This is a genomic window from Algoriphagus boritolerans DSM 17298 = JCM 18970 (assembly GCF_900108085.1).
GTDB lineage: Bacteria > Bacteroidota > Bacteroidia > Cytophagales > Cyclobacteriaceae > Algoriphagus > Algoriphagus boritolerans.
The window spans coordinates 102,410-121,839 of the sequence record NZ_FNVR01000006.1; the positions used below are offsets into that span (position 1 = coordinate 102,410).

Genomic DNA, 19,430 nt, shown 5'->3' on the forward strand with positions numbered 1-19,430 from the left:
CCCTAAGCTGTCGTGTTTGAAAAACTAAACCTGCTCATTCCATTCGGAAATTACATCCGAAACAAATCCTTTCAGAATTTCATTTTTTTGGCGTTAATCCAATCCTCCAATGTGCTGATATCGATCATCTCCATGCCGCTTTTGATTCAGAGTATCGGTGTGGATCAATTTGGCTTGGTCAATCTGGCTTTATCGGTCATTATTCTTCTCAATATTCTCGTCGGCTTTGGCTATAATTTGAGTGCTCCCAGAGAGGTGGCCATCTTGCAGGGAGACAAAGAGGCTCTTTCTCATGTGGTTTCCAATGTCTTTTCGGGAAAAATTCTACTCGCTTCTTTGGCTACTTTGCTGATTTTAGTGAGTGTTTTTGGATTCAATCTATTTGAAGAATACCAGATGATTCTGGTTTTTTCGGTGCTTTTGCTTTTCTCCGAGGCTACGTTACCGCTCTGGTTTTTTCAGGGCTTGGAAAAAATGAAGCTGGTCTCCATCGCCAATATCTTTTCCAAGTTGCTTTTTCTGATGGGCATTGTCCTGTTTATCCATTCGCCAGAAGAGAGCAAATGGGTGAATTTTCTGATGGGTTTCTTTGGTTTGGGAATCAATCTTTTGCTTTTGGGGTATATCCATTCTTTTCTTGGAATAGCGTTCTACCAGCCTGAGTTTTCGGCGATTTGGAAAAGTCTGAAAGACAATTCATTACTTTTCTTCAGCAATCTGGCGAGCCATATCTCCATCAGTGGAGGATTGATCGTGTTGAGTTTCTTTGCCAATGCGGAGACCCTTGGGATGTACAGTCTGGCAGAGCGAGTGATTATGGTTTTGAGACTATTTCCACCTTTTATTTTTCAGGCAATTATTCCAAATGCCAGCAGACTTTACACCGAGGATTTACCTGCATTCTTCAAATTCATGAAAAGGGTGTATAAGAAAGTACTGGTTGTTGGGTTCTTCATTTCAGCATGCGTTCATTTTGCCGCTCCTTTTATAGTTCAGGTTCTCTCAAGGACTGCACTGGAAGAGTCTGTTTTGTATTTGAAAATTCTGGCAATTGTGCCGTTTTTAGCTTGTCTGAATGTCGCAAACGTAACTATGATGATGGCCGCAGATTTGAGACAATTATTGTTTAAAGCAAGTTGGTTGATGTGCGCGTTTATGGTCATTTTGGCTCCGGTATTAACGGGGCATTTTGGGCCAATCGGATTATGCTTTGCCATCATTTCCACCGAAATAGTCGTATTCTTAATTTGTCTGGTGCTGCTGTATCGACATAACAGGACCCTGTTTTATGGCTTTTATTCCTGATCCATCCGTCGCGATTATTTTGGTCAATTGGAACGGGCTTGACTTTACCCAGGAATGTTTGAACTCGCTTCGCAATGTGGATTTCCCTGATTTCAAGATAATTTTAGTAGATAATGCTTCTCAAAATCAGGAAGGCAAACGTCTAAAAAAGTCATTTCCGGAGATCGAATTGATAGAGAATACCGAGAATCTGGGGTTTTCTGGAGGAAATAACGTAGGAATCAGATATGCGCTTGAACAGGGCGTTTCACACATCATGCTTCTCAATAATGATACAGTAGTTGCACCTGATTTCTTGGGGGAAATGATGCGAAAATTCCATCAAGATCCAAATTTAGGAGTAGTTCAACCACTAATTCTTTTCCTAAATGATCCAAAAAAAATCTGGAGTGCAGGCGGCAAATGGGTTCCGTCGATAGGAAGAGCTATTACCCTCGGAGATCACGAACCAGTGGCCGATTATCGATGTAAAAAAACGGACCTGGACTGGGCAACGGGCTGTTGTATGTTGATTTCCCGGGAGGCAATTTTGAAAACAGGACTGCTCAATGAGCAGTATTTCGCTTATTTTGAAGATGTGGAATGGTCTCTAAGATTCAGAAAGGCGGGTTTTGAGATTGCATTGGCAGAAAAGGCGCTGATCTATCATGAAGCGAGTGGCTCTTCCAAAAAGACACATTCAGAGGGCACCTTAAGTCCCAGAGTGTTCTATTACAATGTGAGAAACCAATTTTTGCTGCTCCGGAGCCAAGGAATCCCTGTTGGAATGGTTTATCATTTCTTCCGGTTTTTAGGTTGGGCAGGATATTTCCTGATTCGGGGAAGGTTCAAAAAAATGAAATCTGTCTTTAAGGGAATGCGTGATGGGTTAAGTGCAGAATTAAAAACCGCAACGAGATGGCCCTGATATTTTTCCTAGTGATCGCATTGGGCGTAGGCGCTGGTTTTCTTTGGACGCTTCAGGAGATGATTTTCAAAGGAAAATGGAGTTATTTTATCTTTTTCCTGTCGGCTTTCCTCCCATTTTACATCACTTCGCTTAGTGTCATTTTTCTTGCAACCCGCTCTCCGGAAATCCTGGGGATTTTCCAGATACTTAAAGAAGTGGTGGTGCTTGTAGCGGTACTTATTTTCATTTTTTTTCAAAAGCGAATCTTCGAATATCCATTTAGGCTTCAGTCTACAGATTGGATGATGCTAGGGTTTCTTTGCCTTGGATTTTTGTATCTGCTTCTTCCTTTAGGGCAAGCTTCTTTTCTCAATAAAGCATTGTATTATAAAAGTATGTTGATCCCTGGTTTCGTCTATTTTTTGGGCAGAAATACCCGGTTTGACGAAGTCGAAATTGGCTGGATTTTCAAGATCATCTTTGCTGTGGCGATTGGTGCTTTTGCGGTTAATCTGGTCGAAAATTATCTCCTGCAAGCCCATCTTCAGCAGTATACAGGATATGCCTTGTACAACCAAGTCATAAATGACATTGATCCAACTGGTAATTTCGATCTTACTTGGACTTTTGAAACAACAAATTCAAATAAAAGACTGGCCAGTTTCTTTTCAGATCCACTGGAGCTGGCAAGTTCGGTGCTGATGGGATTTGCGGCCGGATTGATTTATTTTTTGACTTCAAAAAAAGAATACAGCTGGCCCTATTTGTTGATCATGGCTTTTTCCCTGGGGAGTTTGGTTTTTTCAGCTTCCAGAGCTGCTTTTGGCGCCTTTTTCATCATGATCTTCTTTGTGGCGCTGGTGTTCAAGCTTTACAAACTGATCGGTGCTGGTTTTCTGGTGCTGGTTGGATTTGGGATTTATGTGTTCGCATTTGCTTCTGAGGATTTTTACTTTTTCGTGATTGATACGCTGACATTTGAAAACACATCCAGTATTGGCCACGTGGTCGAATGGCTTTTGGCGCTCGATTCAATGGTGGCCAATCCTTTGGGAATCGGTCTGGCAATGAGCGGAAATTTTGGAAGTGTGGACGAAGAACTTCGTGTGGGGGGGGAAAATCAATTTCTGATTTATGGCGTACAACTGGGCTGGATTGGGATGATCCTATACATTTTGACATTAGCTACAGGAATCAGAAATTCAATTCAAGTCTTCTATTCAACCGAAAATACCTCCATCGCACGAGTGGCTTTTACAGGAGCTGTAGTGAAAGTGGGCCTCCTGTTACCTCTTTTCACCGCTAATGTGGAAATCTATACCTATGTTTCATGGATTACTTGGTGGATGATTGGATTTAGCATTAATGAATATTCAAGGCTTAAAAAAAATAACTTATGATTTTACACACCTATTGTCCTCTTTGCAAATCAAAAGATTTGTCAGGGTTTGCTCTTGACACAAAAAGAAAAGGTCCCCATATCTCCGGAGTAAAATGTGAAAGTTGTGAAGTGGTATTTGCAAATCCTATGGCAGATCAGAATGAATTAGCAATTCATTATAGTCAGTACTACGAAAAAGATCATTACGAAAGTATTGGATATAAAAATTTGATTCTTGAACATTTTGAGCGAATAGACACTCTCAATAAGGGTGAGATAATTAAAGAAGCTAGATTCCTAAAAAAACTCGAGGGTGGAATGAAATTTTTGGATGTGGGTTGTGGATTAGGTCTTGGTCTTGCCTATGCCCATCAATTAGGCTGTGAATTGTATGCCACAGAATATGATTCTGGTGCCCTGGATTTTGTTCAGAAGCATTTTCCGGTAAAAACTTTTCAAGGAGATATTCAGGGGGCAGAGTATCCAGACAACTTCTTTGACTTTATTCATATTTCCCATGTGATTGAGCATGTCTTGGACCCAAGGGCATATATACAGGAGATGAAGCGGGTCTTGAAACCGGGAGGAATTGTGGCGATTGGCACTCCTGATATTTCAAGCTGGCTTTACACCATTCATCGCTGGGTTAATTTCCTTCGTTTTAGAATCCCTGATGTAATCGATGGATTAGAACATACGTTTATTTTCCCTAAAGTCCGCTTAAAAAGTTTATGTGAGGAGGAAGGTTTAGATGTCATAGATCATTACACCCATAATTATGGAGAAAAAATCAGTAGACTTTTAGCTTATCAAATGCCAATCCACAAAAAATTTAATCGATTGATTCAGAATGCTTTTCATGTTAATCAATGGATTATTTGTCAAAAAATGCATTGATCTACAAATTAGACAACTACCCAAAAATCTGATTTTGGTTCAATTTTTTAGTCTATCTACAAGACCAAAAGCCTATTTTTACATCTACAGATGAATAGAATAAAAACCATCGAATCGGAGATTTTTGAGCTGAATCAACCCAATGAAGTGGAATACTTCCGCTTTCACAAAAGGCGATACGAGCGGTTTGAGTCATTTTTAAGTTTAAATTTCCCTGTCGATTCTCGATATGAAAAACTAAAAGCCTTGGATATTGGAAGTCATTATCTTCATTCTTCTACGATTATGTCCGAAATGGATTTTGAAGTAGACGGCATGGACGTCTCGGTTTTTTGGGACATGGATTTTGTAAAAAATAGAGGCTCCAAATTTGGGATAACTCCGATCGTCGAGAATGACCTGGCCAAAATGCCGGAGTTCCAGAGCGTCCATGACACCTACGATCTGATCGTGTTTACCGAGATCTTCGAGCACATTACGTTCAATCCCATTCAGCTTTGGAAAACGATCTATCAAATCCTTAAACCCGGAGGAAAAATCTACATCTCTACACCTAATTCGCTTGCTTTGGCCAGTTGGGTCAGGAATTTCAAACACCTCATCACCCTGCAATCGGTGGGAATCACGGTGGACGATATCATTTCCAAAGTCACCTATGGCCATCATTGGAAAGAATACTCCGCTCAGGAGATCAAAACCTACTTCGCAACCTTATCCGATGACTTTCAGATCACCATTAACCCATACCACTACAAAGAACATAAGTTAAAGCCCCCCCATCTGGCATTCAAAGTGCTGTCAAGACTTGGAAACCTGACCCAAAAATTTGCTGAGGAGCTGGAGGTAATTGTAGAATTAAAGGAGAAAAAATTCTGGAAAAAGGAATTGTCGGAGTATTGAGGAAGCGCTAAAATCAATTTAAAACTCAAAAGACAGTCGCTTCGTGAGTAATAAAAGTGTGGTTTATTACTCATGAAGGCTTTATAACCTGAATTGAAAGGAACTCAAATCTGATTTAGATCAAAAAACCTTAACTTATGGTCATTAAACTACGATGTTTATGAAACTACTAGTAGAAATTCCTGATGAAAAGGCAAAATCATTTCTCGAAATGCTGAAAAAGCTGACCTATGTCAAGACTGAAAAACTAAATCGAAAGGATGAGGAATTTTATGAAGGATTGAAAGAAGCGGTGAAGGAGGTTAATCTAATCAAAGAAGGAAAAAAGAAGGGTAAACCACTTTTTGAATTTCTAAATGAGCTTTGAGATCATTGCAATCGATGAGTTCCAAAAAGAACTAAAAAAATTATTGAAAAAATATCCTTCATTAAAAGAAGAGATCTTTCAATTAGGCAATTCTTTAATGGAAAATCCGAAGCAAGGAAAGCCTATTGGCAAAGATTGTTACAAAATTCGTCTTCAAATAAAATCTAAAGGCAAAGGAAAGTCTTCTGGAGGGAGAATAATTACCCATGTGTTTTTTTCTGGACAAACTGTCTTCCTTCTTACTATTTATGACAAGTCGGAGAAAGAAAATATCTCAGAAGTAAGGATAAATGAACTTTTGAAAAAATTGAAAATTTGAAAGTCCTCCTCGATCTCCAATACCTCAACGTCGCCACCACAGGGATCAAAACCTACATGATGGAACTATCGAAAGCAGTGAGGAAATATCCCCATCCTGACATCGAGTGGATTTTTACCCATGAGCCTGAGGATCAAGCCGCCGACAAAACCTACAAATCAGCCCACACCAAGGTCCAAAAACTGAATTATCATCTGGACTATTTCCGATGGAAGGAGTTTTTGCTCCCTGACTTGGTCAAAAAGCACAAACCCGATGTCTTAATTTGTCTGGATTTCATCTCTCCGGCCGCATCACTTCCCTGTAGGAGACTCACGGTAATTCACGATGCCTTTTTTTGGCAAATGCCAAAAAACTACTCCAGATGGTGGCGTAAATATTTCACCAGCCTGATCAGGAAAGGACTCAAAGAACAAACTGAAATCATCACCACTTCAGAATATTCCCGCACTTCCCTGCTGGAGCATCTTGGTGATTCATTTCCGATTTCTGTCGTCTATCAAGCACCAAAAGGGCTAAAAACAGCCACAGACGCACATTTTTTGGCGAAAAACCAGCTTTCCAACCAAGGTTACTTCCTTCATATCGGCACCTTTGACAAACGGAAAAATCTTCCTTTGTTAGTAAAAGCATTTGCCGATTTTCTGGGCAAAACTAAATCGGATAAAAAACTGGTTCTTGCCGGTGGTCCCGGAGAAAGTAAACAAATGAATGATTTGCCAACCGTTGAAAATTTGGTCAATGAGTTTGGTTTGGAGGAAAAAGTACTTCTCCCGGGCTACATTGCGGATGGAGAGATCAAAGCATTGTATGAAGGAGCCTTTGGATATGTATTTCCATCTGAAAATGAAGGATTTGGCATACCCATTCTCGAAGCTTTTGGGTTTGGATTGCCTGTTATTCATTCTGACCAACCTGCTTTGGTGGAAGTCGCCGGTGGTGGGGGCTTGACATTTGCAACAGGAAATCAGGCCGACTTGACTGAAAAATTGGTACTTTTGGATCGTGAAAACAACCTTAGGGAGAAACTGATCCAGATGGGTAAGAGACGATCCAAAGACTTTTCCCCACAAAAATTTATTGAAGCTTTTCATCAGATAATCCTGAGTCCTTTAGTTTAAGCCATGCGGCAAATCACCTGTCCGGTTTGTAAAAATTTCCCATCATTATCCCCAAAAAATCAATCCATCATTCCATGTCCGAATTGTGCGACTAGATGGACTTTTCTTGCGGAGGAAATAGATGGTGATTCACTTTACAACGATGAGGTCTATTCCGTAGTAGATAACCGCAACTCAATTTTTGAGCGGATCATTTTTTCTGAGGCTGAAAAAATCCTTAGAAAAGCTCGAAAAATCAATCCTCTTGCAAATTCGGTTTTGGATTTTGGCTCCGGAAAAGGACAATTTCTCGCAGTCGCAAAAGAATTGGGATGGCAGGGATTAGGCATCGAAACTGCCGAGGAAAGAGCAGATTTTGCCAAGGAAAAATATAAGGTTAAGGTGCTATCTGGAATTTACGAAAAAGGAAAAATCGAGGGAGGAAACTTTGATTTAATCACACTGAACCACGTGTTGGAGCATTTGCCAGGGCCCATAGATTTGGTAAAATCACTTTTGAGTGAAAATCTGGCTTCAAATGGCCTAGTCTATATCGAAGTACCTCGGGCAGATTCTTTGCAGGCACAACTTGCCGGAAAAAACTGGATTCATTGGGATATTCCAAGGCATTTAACTCATTGGACTGAATCTGGATTGGAGGATCAAATGCTGAAAATCGGGTTTGAAATTGTGGATAAACGAGCTTTTTCCGTTCACCTTGGTGTCTTGGGAATGCTGCAAGCTTTGCTTTCAAAGGTTGGATTTAGGGAAAATCTGATTTTAAAACTAAAGCGAAAAAAGTCATTAGGCCTACTTATATCAATAGGATTTTTCCTTCCATTTGCATGGATTTTGGAGTTGGTCTCTACCCGGTTTGGGAAATCGGGAATTATGGGAATTTATTTGAAACGGAATGAAAAGTCATAGAAACATACTTTTTTTACAAAGCTCTTCAGAAGGCTACGGTTCAGGTAAGATTATCCAGCAGGTTTTACGGCTATATAAAAAAGAGGGCTTTAATCCCATTGTTCTTTTGACAAATTCCGGCTCGCTCCAGTCGGTTTTGGAGAATGAAGGATTTCCTGTTTACGTCCAAAATTTGGGCATCCTCCGTCGGAAATATGTCAACCCGACCGGTTTACTCAATAGACTGAGTAAAAACCTGAAAGCCTACCGATTCCTCAGCGAATTGCATAAGCAATACCAGTTTGAATTGGTTTATTCAAACACCCTTGCGGTAATCGTGGGTGCTTATTGGGCTAAAAGAAGGCGGATTCCACATATTTGGCATATCCATGAGATTCTTCCGGGTCCAAAGCCTCTGGTAAAAATGCTGGTCAGTTTACTGGATCAAAGCACTCCAAATCCGATCGCCGTTTCGCATGCGGTGGCCAATCATTGGCAGCCTTTACTGCAAAAATCCAAGATTCAGGTCATTCATAATGGAATTCCTTATGAAGACTTTTTGGAAAATTATCCAGCTGCAAAAAGGGATTTGGGCTTGCCTGAAAGCGATTTGCTTATCGGAATGATTGGCCGGATCAATCCCGGCAAAGGGCAATTGTTTTTTTTGGAACTAGCCAATCGGCTTTCAAAAAAATATCCAAATGCGCATTTTTTACTCGTTGGAGATCCTTTTCCTGGCTACGAACTGATTTTGGAAGAAGTCAGAAAAGAGATTAGAAGCAAGAGATTAGAATCAAGAGTTTCGTATTTGGGCTTTCGGGATGATATTCCAAAAGTCATGGCGGCATTGGATGTATTTGTATTACCCTCGATCCTTCCTGATTCATTTCCGACGGTGATTTTGGAGGCCATGGCAGCGGGGAAGCCAGTCGTAGCAACGCGATCAGGGGGCGCTTCGGAGATGGTTTTGGAGGAAGAAACCGGGTTTCTGATCCCCATAGGAAATGTCGAAAAAGGAGTGGAGTCTTTGGAAAAATTGATTGAAAATGAGCGTCTGCGACTCAAATTTGGACAGGCAGGACGAAAGCGAGTGCTGAGCGAGTATAGCTTGGAAACTTTCGAAGAAAAAATTAAAACGCACCTATGGCAGCACCTAAATCGACCCTAAAAGTAGCCATCATGGGCGCCAAGGGCTATCCTTATGTCTATGGCGGGTACGACACCCTAATCAAGGAACTCGGGGAGCGATTGGTCGCAAAAGGTGTACATGTCAGGGTGTACAATCATCGGGCATTGTTTACAGATCGACCTCGATTCGTAAATGGCATTGAGTGCATTTACACCCCAGCCATTGAGTCCAAAAGCCTGACTCAACTGACGCATACCTTCTTCTCGATGATCCATGCCTGCTTTTCGGATGTGGATGTGATTTTTGTGGTAAACAGTGGGAATGGCCCATTTGGCTTGATTTCGAAGCTTTTTGGTAAGCCCACCGCCATCAATGTGGATGGATTGGAATGGCTTCGTCCCAAATGGAAGGGTTTGGGTTCGAAATATTTCTTTTGGGCTTCCAAGTTGGCGACGAAATTTTACGATCAACTGATCAATGATTCGGATGAAATGAGGAGGGTGTACCTGGAACTTTTTCAGGCTGATTCCAAAGTCATCGCCTATGGGGCTAATCCAAGGGAATCGGTTGAGTCGGCTCCGATAAAAAAATGGAATCTGGAAAGCCGAGGATACTTTTTGATCGTGGGAAGACTAGTTCCGGACAATAATGCCGACTTAATAATTGAGGGATTCTTGAAGTCAAATTCCGATCGAAAACTGGTCATCACTGGTGACGTGCCCTTTGAGGATGAATGGGCCAATCGGTTGAAAAATCATCAGGACAAGCGTTTGCTTTTTACGGGATATGTCAGAGACCCGGATGAATTAGCCGCGCTGTATTCGCATTGCTTTGCGTATTTCCATGGACACGAGTTCGGCGGAACCAATCCTGCGATGTTGAAAGCCTTGGGTTTCGGTTGTGCTATTCTGGCTCTTGACACGCCATTCAATCAAGAAATGCTGCAAAACGGAAAGCATGGTTGGTATTTCGAAAAAAATCCTGAATCGGTAAAGGCTATTGCTGAAAAAGCTGAATCCGAACCCGAAAAAATGGATGAATTCCGAATGTCGGCCAGATCAGGATTGACTCAAAGATATAATTGGGACTATGTGACGGAGCAGTATTTGGATGTGTTTAAAAGTCTGGTGTTTGGTTCCCGCTGATGAACGCTGATTTTCCAGAAAGATCTGCGAATATCTGCGACTTTTTCTGCGTTGATCTACAGGAAATAGAATCAAAATACTTATTGATCAAAAAAAATGTCTCCCGCTGATTTTCGCCGATTGATTTCGCTGATGAACGCTGATTTTCCGGAAAGATCTGCGAATATCTGCGACTTTTTCTGCGATCATCTGCGGGAAATAATTTAATCTTTGAAATCATTAACTCTTCTGTGAATCGATTTCGAAATATCCGCAGTATTGAAATTAACAAGTAACCCAACTTTTATCCCAGATAATCTTAAGTAAGTCACTAGTTGTTTGTAGTGAACCTCTGCAAGTGATTCTACCGACTTAATTTCGATAATTACTTTTTTCTCAATCAACAAATCTATCCGATAACCTACATCTAATTTTAGCTCTTCATAGATTAAGGGAAGACCAACTTGATGCTCAACCAAAAGTCCAGAATTGATCAATTCATAACCCATCGCCGCTTCATAGCTGGACTCTAATAGTCCCGGACCAAGCGTGTTGTAAACCTTAAAAATTGCACCTCGGATTAAAAATGTGATTTCGTTCTCGTGCATAAATAAAAATAATGGTTTTCTAGTTGATTCAAAAAAATCTCCCGCTGATTTTCGCAGATTGAATGCGCTGATGAATGCTGATTTTCCGGAAAGATCTGCGAATATCCGCGACTTTTTCTGCGATCATCTGAGGGAACCATAGAAATTCAGAAACAAAGAAACTTAAACCCTCAAAAAAACCTTATTCTACTATATTTTAACCTAAAACTCTTTAATCCCATGATCAGAAAAGCAACAGCCGTATGGAACGGAAGCGGCAAAGAAGGCAAAGGTCACCTCACCACTGCCAGCACTGTCCTTGACAAAACTCAATATTCGTTCAACACCCGCTTCGAAGACGGCGTAGGAACAAATCCGGAAGAACTCATCGCTGCTGCCCATGCGGGTTGTTTTGCAATGAAACTGAGCTTCAACTTAACTGCTGTGAATTTCCCGCCAAAAGAACTGGATGTGACTTCCAACATTACCTTTGAAGACGGTTCTTTGAAAAAATCGCACCTCGTCCTAAAAGCTCAAGTAGAAGGAATCTCCAAGGAAGAATTTGCGAAGCAGGTCAAAGATGCCGAAGAAAACTGCCCGATCTCCAAAGCCTTGAATATGGAAATCAGTGTGGAATACACATTGAACGCCTAAAAAAAGGTCTTTTTTGCCACAAACCGCGGTGAGGGAACTTAACCTTTACCCTAACCCTCCAAGGGATTCGAAACCCTTGGAGGGTTTTTTATTGCCATCGAAACTTACTCCAATTCTCCTGCTGCCTTTTAGTCAAATATGTCCAAGCCACAAATCGACTTTGTTTGTTTCCCTGAGCCATTTGGATAGTTTTTTGGGAAAATACCCCGGCTTTTTCAAGTTGATAATGAATAGATCTTAGATTTTCAGACTTCGAGACTATAGTCGTAAACCAATAAACTTGATTCTTAAAGTTCAAGCTTTCCTGAATCATTTTTCGGATAAATTCCAGTTCTCCTCCTTCGGTCCAGAGCTCCGAGGCTTGTCCACCAAAGTTTAACTGCACTTTGGAAACGGACTTTCCGGTTAGATTTTTCACCTTTCTTTTGCTTCCTTCTTGGGCAACATGGGCAGATTCGTGAAAAGGAGGATTGCAGATCGTCAGGTCAAAAAATTCGCCTGGTTGGATGATATTTGAGAAAATATTCGAGGCATCCGGCTGATAGCGGATTTCAATTTTCCCATGAAAATTCAGATTTAGCTCAATGATCCTTTCTGCTGATTTTACTGCCTCTTGATTTAGCTCAGATCCCACAAACTTCCATTCATGAATCGCCGAACCCAAGAGTGGATAAATCAGATTGGCCCCAGTCCCGATATCCAATACTTTGATTTTTGGTCCACTTGGAATGATTCCGGCATTATTTTCTGCCAATAAATCAGCCAAATAATGAATGTAATCCGCTCGGCCGGGAATAGGAGGACAAAGAAACCCAACCGGAATATCCCAATATTCAACTTGATAAAAATGCTTCAGAAGTGCCTGATTCAGGGCTTTGACAGCTTTTGGATTGGCAAAATCCAAAGTTAGATTTCCATATTCGTTGTTAAAAATATGTGGTTTCAACTCAGGCAAAGCCTCTGACAGTAATTCCAAATCGTAGCGACCTTGATGGAGATTTCGGGGGTGAAGGCTTGGCTGAGGAGTTTGCTTCTTCATGTAGACAAAACTACCCTTTTCACCTTAATCCACCTCAAAACTCAGCTTCATGGTGATGGAAGCGGTTTTGTTTTTGGCAGAAGTGTTGAACGTTCCGCCCCAAGAATAATCCTCTCCGGAGTTTTGGCCGGTGATTTGGAAGATCCCCATGTTGGCGGTGATCAAGTCCCCCAAATCGGAATTGGCGTTTTCCGCAATTCGTTCGGCGCGGATTCTTCCATCCTCTGTGGCTTTGGCGATCATCTCCAGTTTGAGTGATTCGAGTTGGGTGTAGTAGTAGCGTGGAGGCTGTGAGTAAAACGTAATGCCTTGGTTGAGCAGTTCGGTGATTTCACGACTGATTTTTTCCACTTTTTCCACTTCCTTGGATTCAATGACCAAAGTCTGACTGAGCTGATATCCGGTGAAAGTTTGCCCGGCATAATTGCCATTCGGTGCATAATTTTGCTGGTAGACAGGGTTGGTACTGACCGCGTTGAAGACCAAAGCTTCAGCAGGAATTCCTTTGGCCTTTAGATAGTTGGTGACAGCGGTTCTGTCTGATTCCAAACTTGCATAGGCGGCTTTGAGATCCTGGCTTTCCCTGGAGAAATTCCCTTCCCACACGACCAGATCAGAAGTGAAATTCTGCTCACCCAGTCCTGTCACGTGGATGGTACCTTGTGGGCGGTTACGGTGGATCACGGAATTTGCGAGAACGGCGGCGGCGATCACAATAGCAATTGCAAAAATTAAGGAAGAGAGATTTTTTCGCATGGCAGTTTAGAAAAATGTTGATTGAATTTACTTCTTATCTCAGCCAATTCATAGGCAAGAAACCCGCCGTGTTAGCGAGTTTTAACTTTTATTAAAGAGGAGCTTGATTTTGTCGATACCTAGGACTTTTCCGTCATCCTCAAACAACAAATTAAATGCTTCCACCGCATTCTTAAGCAATTCATTCTTCGAATCCCCAGTTGTAAATACAGGTAAATCTGGCGAATACGCCGAAAATCCTGTTTGGGTTTTTTCTACAATCATTTTGTATTCCATCCGCTTTTGAATTTTGATAGAAATTTATTCTCTATTCATCAAAATATTCGATTCCGAAACTCCTGTTTCGTCGGGTTTTCCAAATCAATCAAATAGCCATTGACCACAGCATATTTCAACACACCTTCTTTGGCCAAAAAGAAATTGGGAACCGAGCCAGTCATCCAACCCCCGGAAAATTTCTCTGTGGATTTCAAAACCAAAATTGGTAAGCCATGAATTTGTCGGACTTCTCCTGTCTTGACCTTCACTGCCAGATACCCTTGACGTAGCAAATCCATGGCTTCAGCTTCAGAGATTTTTTCCGCACTTTCGAAAGCTGTCGGGTAAACCTTCCCCTCCCTATATTGAAGTCCTGTGGCATCCAAGGTCTCAAACCCGTAAAATACCTGCATATCACCCAAGTCCTCCACAGCCCCACTCATAAAATATCCTGCTTCATTTTCAGTTTCCCTTCTTCGGATTGCCAAGTCTACCGGAAACCATTTGTCATTGACCTTAACCTGCATTTCGTTAATGATCAGGTCCATGAGCTGGAAACCGTTGTCTGGAATGGCAAAATACTGCTCGGTTGTGTATTTTTCATAGCCCTTGGTGGCAATCTGATGCAGGGCATTGAGGATAATCATAAAGTTGATCTTGCGGATGTACTGCTTCTCCGGATCACCGAGATATCCACCCGATTCGATCAGGATCGTGCTTGTACCCCACTTTTGGATGTTGTCTCCGAAGGCCCGGGGTTCAAAGGCATCGTCATATTTGCCCACCTGACCAGGAATGAGTTCTTGGAGCAATTCATTCATTCCTGCGATGGTTTGCATGGCACGTCCTCTGACTTCATTGATTTCAGTCTCATAGTTATAGGCTGGCGCCAAAAGGGAAATTGTGGCTTGTTTTGGCGTATTTACCACATTATAATAAATCTGCTGATCATGAAGATTGAATCCAAACTCAGGCTCAAAGTCATCTCTTGCCTTTTTCAAAATCACCGCCTCCGGCGAAATCTGCGAAATGGCATCCCGGTTTAAGTCGATATCCAGATTATTTCTCCGCTTGAAAGCATCCGCTCCGTCGGGATTCAGCATCGGGATAAATTTCAGGTTGAGGCTTGATTTCAACAGGTTTCTCAAGTCATCATGTTCATCGCCCGAAGCTTCCAGAAAGTTGAAGAGATCAAAAAGAGCCATGGTAGCCGTACTCTCATTACCATGCATCTGAGACCAGAGCATGACCTTGGTTTTTCCATTGCCCCAAGTCATGCTGGAGATGCTTTTGCCCTCCACGGATTCGCCCAATTTCTCAATTTGAAAAGCTGTGGAATGCTTCTGAATCAAAACTTGAATATCGGCATGCTTAAATCGACGCTGGGTGATGGACGGATCCCTGTATTTTTCAAAAGCGGCTTCCAAGCGGGCAGCGGGTAGTTTCTCATAGACAATCTGGGCTTGAATCTTACAGCTCGTCGCAAAAAACAGTAAAAAAAGGAAGTACACGTGGATCGAAATTTTCATAGAATTGGCGGTTGAATCACTGAATTTAAAACTAGCCAATCGAGTGAAATAAATTCATCTATTTTTGTCCAAGCTCAAAAAATCCTTCCATGAACCTCAGCTACCAAGTCCTTGACCTTCCGCTCAAGCATACCTTTACCATTGCACATCAAAGCCGGGATGTGCAGGATACCCTGATCGTAAAGCTGGAAGAAAACGGGATCTACGGTTTGGGGGAATCCACGACCAATCCATTTTATGGAATGACCATCGAAAATATGGTTGCTTGCCTGGAGAAATTTAGGGAAATCGTGGAGGCTGGAAAGTGGGAAAGTCCCGAGCAACTTTGGGAATTGGGCAGGGAAGTCTTCGGCGAAAACCCATTTGCGCAATGTGCGCTCGATATGGCCGCATGGGATCTTTTCACCAAAAAGCAGGGCAAAAAATTGTATGAATTCTTGGGCTTAAATCCAGCAAAAATTCCCACCACCAACTTCACCATCGGAATAGACACGGTGGAGAAAATGGTGTCCAAAATGAAGGAAGTGGACTGGCCGATCTATAAAATCAAGCTTGGAACCGACAGCGATTTGGAAATTATCCGGGAGCTTAGAAAGCATACCAATTCCATTTTCCGGATCGATGCAAATTGTGCCTGGACAGCGGAGCAAGCGATCCGAAACTCTGAAGAATTGGCAAAACTCGGAGTAGAATTTATGGAGCAACCGCTGGGAAAAGATGATTTGGAAGGAATGAAAGAGGTGTTCAAGCATTCCAAACTTCCGGTGATGGCGGATGAAAGCTGCATCGTGGAATCAGACGTCAAGAAATGTCACGGCTTATTCCATGCAATCAATGTCAAGCTGGTCAAGGCAGGAGGAATTACGCCGGGACTTCGAATGATCCATGAAGCCAAGTCACTCGGCATGAAAACGATGGTGGGTTGCATGACCGAATCCTCGGTGGGAATCACAGCCATCGCCCATATCGCTCCGCTGCTGGACTATGTAGATATGGATGGAGCGATGCTCCTGACTAAAGATCCGGCAAAAGGGGTGAAGATAACTCCCGAACAGGTTAAGTTTCCTGACGGTCCAGGGATCGGGGCGGAGTTGGTTTGAGGGAGTGGAAGTAGGGAGGTAGGGAAGTAAGGAGGTTTGGGAGGTTTGGGAGAATGGAAGTCGGTAGGTTGGAAGGTGAGGTTTGATTTTTTCCTATTACTACACCATCCATCAAGATTGATTTTCGTTAACTTGAAATAAAATAGAAAAGATGGATGTAGCTGCACTAAAATTAGACTTGATTCAATGGTTAGCCCAAATTCAAGATGAATCACTTCTGAAAAAGATCCAATTTATTAGAGATTCTAAAGAAGAGAATTTAGAATTATCTGAAGAACAGCTTTTGGAATTGGACCAGAGATTGGAAAAATATGAGCGTGGGGAAATGAATTTTTCGTCATGGGAAAAAGTGAAAGAGCGGGTGAAAAACAGAGCCAAAAATGAAATTTGAGGTTCATCTTTCTGATGAAGCTGAAGAGGACATTATTAAATCTTTTGTTTGGTATGAAAAGAAACAGTCTGGACTAGGTGATGAGTTTTAAGCCGAAATCCAGAATTCATTTCAGCTTATTACCAAGAGTCCAGAATCCTATCGAATTCGGTATAGACAAAAAGTGAGAGCTTTCGTAGTTGATCGATTTCCATTTTTGATTTTATATATAATGAAGGAAAATAGGGTGAATGTTGTTTCAGTTTTTCATACCAGCAGAAATCCTAAAACTTGGAAGAAGCGTGTTTAACTTTTTCAATAAAAAAAAATCCCGCAGCCTCTCTACCACGGGATCTTTCAGTCTAGAATCTTGTGTCTGATGTCTTGCGTCTTAAATCATCCTTCCCCCACAATCAGCTTAAATCCTTCCCCATGCACCGTGATGATCTGCACTTTGGGATCGTCTTTAAGTATTTTTCGGATTTTGCTCAGGTACACGTCCATGGAGCGCGCATTGAAGTAGCTGTCGTCCCCCCAGATTTGCTTGAGTGCATGACTTCGGTTGACCAGTTTATTGATCTCCGAAGCAAGGAGTCGGATCAACTCGTTTTCCTTAGAAGTCAACTTATGTCTGCCCTCCGGTCCTTCGATAAATTGCTCATCGTAGTGTAACACAAAGTCGCCAAACGTATAGGTTTTCAACGCGGAAATTTCTGTTGACTTTTGCGTTCTGCGGAGGATTGCAGTGATACGAAGTAATAATTCCTCCATGCTGAAAGGCTTGGTGAGGTAATCGTCCGCACCGATTTTAAGGCCTTCGATGATGTCGTCTTTTTGATTTTTCGCAGTCAAAAAGAGGATGGGAAGATTTTCCTGTACTTTCTTTATTTCCTTGGCCAGTGTAAAGCCATCCTTCTTTGGCATCATGATATCCAATAGGCAAAGGTCATATTTGTCCTTTTTGAATTTATTCCAGCCTTCTTCCCCATCTCTGCAGAGTGTGGGTTCGTAGCCTTTCATTTCCAGATATTCCTTTAAGATATCTCCCAAGTTGGGATCATCTTCTACGACTAATAGTTTGGCCTTGCTCATTGCTTTTTGGGTAGGTTAACGGTGAAGGTACTTCCTTTTCCGGGTTCTGAGTGTACGTGAATTTCACCTTTGTGGGCTTCTAACATCGTTTTCACATAGGATAGTCCAAGACCAAAGCCTTTGACATCGTGTACATTTCCGGTAGGAACTCGATAAAATTTATCAAAAATCTTTTTCAGGGCGTCTTTGGTCATTCCGATTCCCTGATCCTGAATACTTACTAAAATCTGGTCTCCCTGTTCCCAGGCCTCGACTCGGATGACTGGATTTTCCCTGGAATACTTATTAGCATTGTCCAGGAGGTTGTTGAAGATGTGGGTGAGGTGAAATGCATCCCCTTCGATCTCGGGATTTCTGAGCTTGTTGACAAAATTGATTTTGCCTCCCCGCTTCTCCACCTGCAAACTGATATGGTCTACGTTGCTTTCCAGCAATTCGGACATATCAATCGTTTCGATCTTGAGCTGAAAGTCCTTTTTATCCAACGCCGCAGCCTGAAGAACTTTTTCCACCTGTGAGACCAAGCGTTTGTTTTCATCCTTGATGATACCGAGGTACCGGGTTCGGAATTTATCCTGAGTGGAGAGTTCCGGGTCCTGAAGGGCCTCCACGGCAAGACTCACTGTGGCAAGTGGTGTCTTGAACTCGTGAGTCATGTTATTGATGAAATCATTCTTGATCTTGGATAGGGCCTTTTGGCGGATAATCACTTTGATCGCATAGATAAAACAAAAAATAATCACCAGAATAAAGACGATAGAACTGAAGATCGGCAGCCAAACCTGACGGATGACGTGATTGTTTTTCTCAGGGAAAAAGATGAACAGGAAATTGTCCTTTCCCAAAATATCATTCGGAAAGAGTTTTGCCTGTACGCCGTAATTCTTCAGTCTCAAAGGGTCCATGACCATACCTATGGGTATAATTTCTTCTTTATCATTCATCAAGCCCAATTCAAAATCTTCGGCTATTCCTTTTTCAATAAGTCGCTTTTTTAACATTTGCCTCACACTTCCGGTATCCAGGCGATCCAATATTTCCCGCTGTCCCTCTGCCAACTCTGCAAATGCCTGATTCCACAACTCAATCTTTAAATTGGTTTTGCGAATTTTCTCTATTGCATCAGCTGGCAAATTGATCTCCGTAAGTGCCTCTGAAACCACTACCTGCGATTGTACACGTTGCCTCAAAAATCCCTGACTCTTACTCAGATATTCCAGCTGTCTTTCTTTTTCCTGAAGTAGGATTTGCATCTCATCCGGGGTAAACATGGTCGAAGCAATCTCCGGAGTCATGTAGGTGAAAAAATTTTCCAACTCAGAGAGAATTGAAATATCCACCCCACGGGATAATAACATCCTGCGAAAGGTAGCACTTACTTGCGGGGCAGGAAGTGCCAGCATGGTATCTACAAGGGATGGACGGCTATACCGCTGGGAGGTTTGGATCTGTAATTCAATCGGATCAATCGGGTCAATTTTCTTGAAAATGGTCTGCTGTAGCGCTGAATCCTGAATAAGCTGACTCAGCAGGACATCACTCGTTTCCCCTTTTTCCAACTCAGTAATCGTACTGGAAAGCACCTGAAGCACATTCTGGTCGAATCGCTCCTGATTAATTCGAACAGCATTTCTGACCCAATAGTATTGAAACCCCATCAAGCCAAAGCTTGCCAGCGACATCAGGACTACGATCAGTGTAATACTTCCCTTGCTCATATCGCAAATT

Annotated in this window: 21 protein-coding genes; 14 read left to right on the forward strand and 7 right to left on the reverse strand. The window is 42.0% G+C overall.

Annotation, left to right across the window (positions count from 1 at the left end; genetic code table 11):
- The first annotated feature begins 12 nt into the window (after positions 1 to 12).
- From C4S61_RS07985 to C4S61_RS08035, 11 genes are all read left to right on the forward strand, one after another.
- Positions 13 to 1,305: an oligosaccharide flippase family protein gene (locus tag C4S61_RS07985; RefSeq protein WP_103924265.1), complete on the forward strand. Its 1,293-nt coding sequence runs from the start codon at positions 13 to 15 to the stop codon at positions 1,303 to 1,305.
- Positions 1,289 to 2,212, forward strand: coding sequence for a glycosyltransferase family 2 protein (locus tag C4S61_RS07990; protein WP_103924266.1), 924 nt, complete (start codon positions 1,289 to 1,291; stop codon positions 2,210 to 2,212). The genes C4S61_RS07985 and C4S61_RS07990 overlap by 17 nt, the downstream gene beginning before the upstream one ends.
- The gene (locus tag C4S61_RS07995; protein ID WP_103924267.1) at positions 2,203 to 3,594 is read left to right on the forward strand and encodes an O-antigen ligase family protein; all 1,392 of its coding nucleotides are present in this window, start codon (positions 2,203 to 2,205) and stop codon (positions 3,592 to 3,594) included. The genes C4S61_RS07990 and C4S61_RS07995 overlap by 10 nt, the downstream gene beginning before the upstream one ends.
- The gene (locus C4S61_RS08000; RefSeq protein ID WP_103924268.1) at positions 3,591 to 4,472 is read left to right on the forward strand and encodes a class I SAM-dependent methyltransferase; all 882 of its coding nucleotides are present in this window, start codon (positions 3,591 to 3,593) and stop codon (positions 4,470 to 4,472) included. The genes C4S61_RS07995 and C4S61_RS08000 overlap by 4 nt, the downstream gene beginning before the upstream one ends.
- 90 nt (positions 4,473 to 4,562) lie before the next feature.
- A complete protein-coding gene (locus C4S61_RS08005; RefSeq protein WP_103924269.1) occupies positions 4,563 to 5,372 on the forward strand; it encodes a class I SAM-dependent methyltransferase in 810 nt (269 codons plus the stop codon).
- Between the two features lie 160 nt (positions 5,373 to 5,532).
- Complete coding sequence (locus C4S61_RS08010) at positions 5,533 to 5,739, forward strand: hypothetical protein (protein WP_103924270.1); 207 nt, start codon at positions 5,533 to 5,535, stop codon at positions 5,737 to 5,739.
- Complete coding sequence (locus tag C4S61_RS08015) at positions 5,729 to 6,058, forward strand: hypothetical protein (RefSeq protein WP_103924271.1); 330 nt, start codon at positions 5,729 to 5,731, stop codon at positions 6,056 to 6,058. The genes C4S61_RS08010 and C4S61_RS08015 overlap by 11 nt, the downstream gene beginning before the upstream one ends.
- Positions 6,055 to 7,179, forward strand: coding sequence for a glycosyltransferase family 4 protein (locus C4S61_RS08020; RefSeq protein ID WP_103924272.1), 1,125 nt, complete (start codon positions 6,055 to 6,057; stop codon positions 7,177 to 7,179). Before C4S61_RS08015 ends, C4S61_RS08020 begins: the two co-directional genes overlap by 4 nt.
- Before the next feature lie 3 nt (positions 7,180 to 7,182).
- Positions 7,183 to 8,085, forward strand: a complete 903-nt coding sequence (locus C4S61_RS08025) for a class I SAM-dependent methyltransferase (RefSeq protein WP_103924273.1) — start codon at positions 7,183 to 7,185, stop codon at positions 8,083 to 8,085.
- Positions 8,072 to 9,232: a glycosyltransferase family 4 protein gene (locus C4S61_RS08030; protein WP_103924274.1), complete on the forward strand. Its 1,161-nt coding sequence runs from the start codon at positions 8,072 to 8,074 to the stop codon at positions 9,230 to 9,232. Before C4S61_RS08025 ends, C4S61_RS08030 begins: the two co-directional genes overlap by 14 nt.
- Entirely contained in the window at positions 9,208 to 10,338 is a 1,131-nt protein-coding gene (locus C4S61_RS08035; protein WP_103924275.1) for a glycosyltransferase, read from the forward strand. Before C4S61_RS08030 ends, C4S61_RS08035 begins: the two co-directional genes overlap by 25 nt.
- Positions 10,339 to 10,541: 203 nt before the next feature.
- On the opposite strand, the gene C4S61_RS08045 is transcribed toward C4S61_RS08035, so the two are convergent.
- The gene (locus C4S61_RS08045) at positions 10,542 to 10,925 is read right to left on the reverse strand and encodes a GxxExxY protein (RefSeq protein ID WP_103924277.1); all 384 of its coding nucleotides are present in this window, start codon (positions 10,923 to 10,925) and stop codon (positions 10,542 to 10,544) included.
- Between the two features lie 219 nt (positions 10,926 to 11,144).
- Here C4S61_RS08045 and C4S61_RS08050 point away from each other — a divergent pair, with 219 nt between their 5' ends.
- Positions 11,145 to 11,558, forward strand: a complete 414-nt coding sequence (locus tag C4S61_RS08050; RefSeq protein ID WP_103924278.1) for an OsmC family peroxiredoxin — start codon at positions 11,145 to 11,147, stop codon at positions 11,556 to 11,558.
- A gap of 88 nt (positions 11,559 to 11,646) precedes the next feature.
- On the opposite strand, the gene rlmF is transcribed toward C4S61_RS08050, so the two are convergent.
- The 4 genes from rlmF to C4S61_RS08070 all read right to left on the reverse strand — a co-directional run bounded on the left by rlmF (position 11,647) and on the right by C4S61_RS08070 (position 15,140).
- Positions 11,647 to 12,597 carry a 23S rRNA (adenine(1618)-N(6))-methyltransferase RlmF gene (gene rlmF, locus C4S61_RS08055; protein WP_103924279.1) on the reverse strand — a complete coding sequence of 317 codons (951 nt, stop codon included), beginning with the start codon at positions 12,595 to 12,597 and terminating at the stop codon, positions 11,647 to 11,649.
- Between the two features lie 24 nt (positions 12,598 to 12,621).
- Complete coding sequence (locus C4S61_RS08060; RefSeq protein WP_103924280.1) at positions 12,622 to 13,353, reverse strand: SIMPL domain-containing protein; 732 nt, start codon at positions 13,351 to 13,353, stop codon at positions 12,622 to 12,624.
- Between the two features lie 81 nt (positions 13,354 to 13,434).
- Positions 13,435 to 13,629 carry a type II toxin-antitoxin system HicB family antitoxin gene (locus C4S61_RS22040; protein ID WP_103924281.1) on the reverse strand — a complete coding sequence of 65 codons (195 nt, stop codon included), beginning with the start codon at positions 13,627 to 13,629 and terminating at the stop codon, positions 13,435 to 13,437.
- A 38-nt stretch (positions 13,630 to 13,667) separates the two neighbouring features.
- Positions 13,668 to 15,140 carry a M14 family zinc carboxypeptidase gene (locus C4S61_RS08070; protein ID WP_103924282.1) on the reverse strand — a complete coding sequence of 491 codons (1,473 nt, stop codon included), beginning with the start codon at positions 15,138 to 15,140 and terminating at the stop codon, positions 13,668 to 13,670.
- Between the two features lie 89 nt (positions 15,141 to 15,229).
- Between C4S61_RS08070 and C4S61_RS08075 the strand changes: the two genes are divergently transcribed.
- Entirely contained in the window at positions 15,230 to 16,240 is a 1,011-nt protein-coding gene (locus C4S61_RS08075) for a dipeptide epimerase (protein WP_103924283.1), read from the forward strand.
- Between the two features lie 151 nt (positions 16,241 to 16,391).
- On the forward strand, positions 16,392 to 16,631 hold the full coding sequence (locus tag C4S61_RS08080) for an addiction module protein (protein WP_235009871.1): 240 nt from the start codon (positions 16,392 to 16,394) through the stop codon (positions 16,629 to 16,631).
- A gap of 375 nt (positions 16,632 to 17,006) precedes the next feature.
- On the opposite strand, the gene C4S61_RS08085 is transcribed toward C4S61_RS08080, so the two are convergent.
- Both C4S61_RS08085 and C4S61_RS08090 read right to left on the reverse strand, forming a co-directional pair.
- The gene (locus tag C4S61_RS08085; protein WP_103924285.1) at positions 17,007 to 17,702 is read right to left on the reverse strand and encodes a response regulator transcription factor; all 696 of its coding nucleotides are present in this window, start codon (positions 17,700 to 17,702) and stop codon (positions 17,007 to 17,009) included.
- Positions 17,699 to 19,420, reverse strand: a complete 1,722-nt coding sequence (locus C4S61_RS08090) for a sensor histidine kinase (RefSeq protein ID WP_200820553.1) — start codon at positions 19,418 to 19,420, stop codon at positions 17,699 to 17,701. The genes C4S61_RS08085 and C4S61_RS08090 overlap by 4 nt, the downstream gene beginning before the upstream one ends.
- Between the last annotated feature and the right edge of the window lie 10 nt (positions 19,421 to 19,430).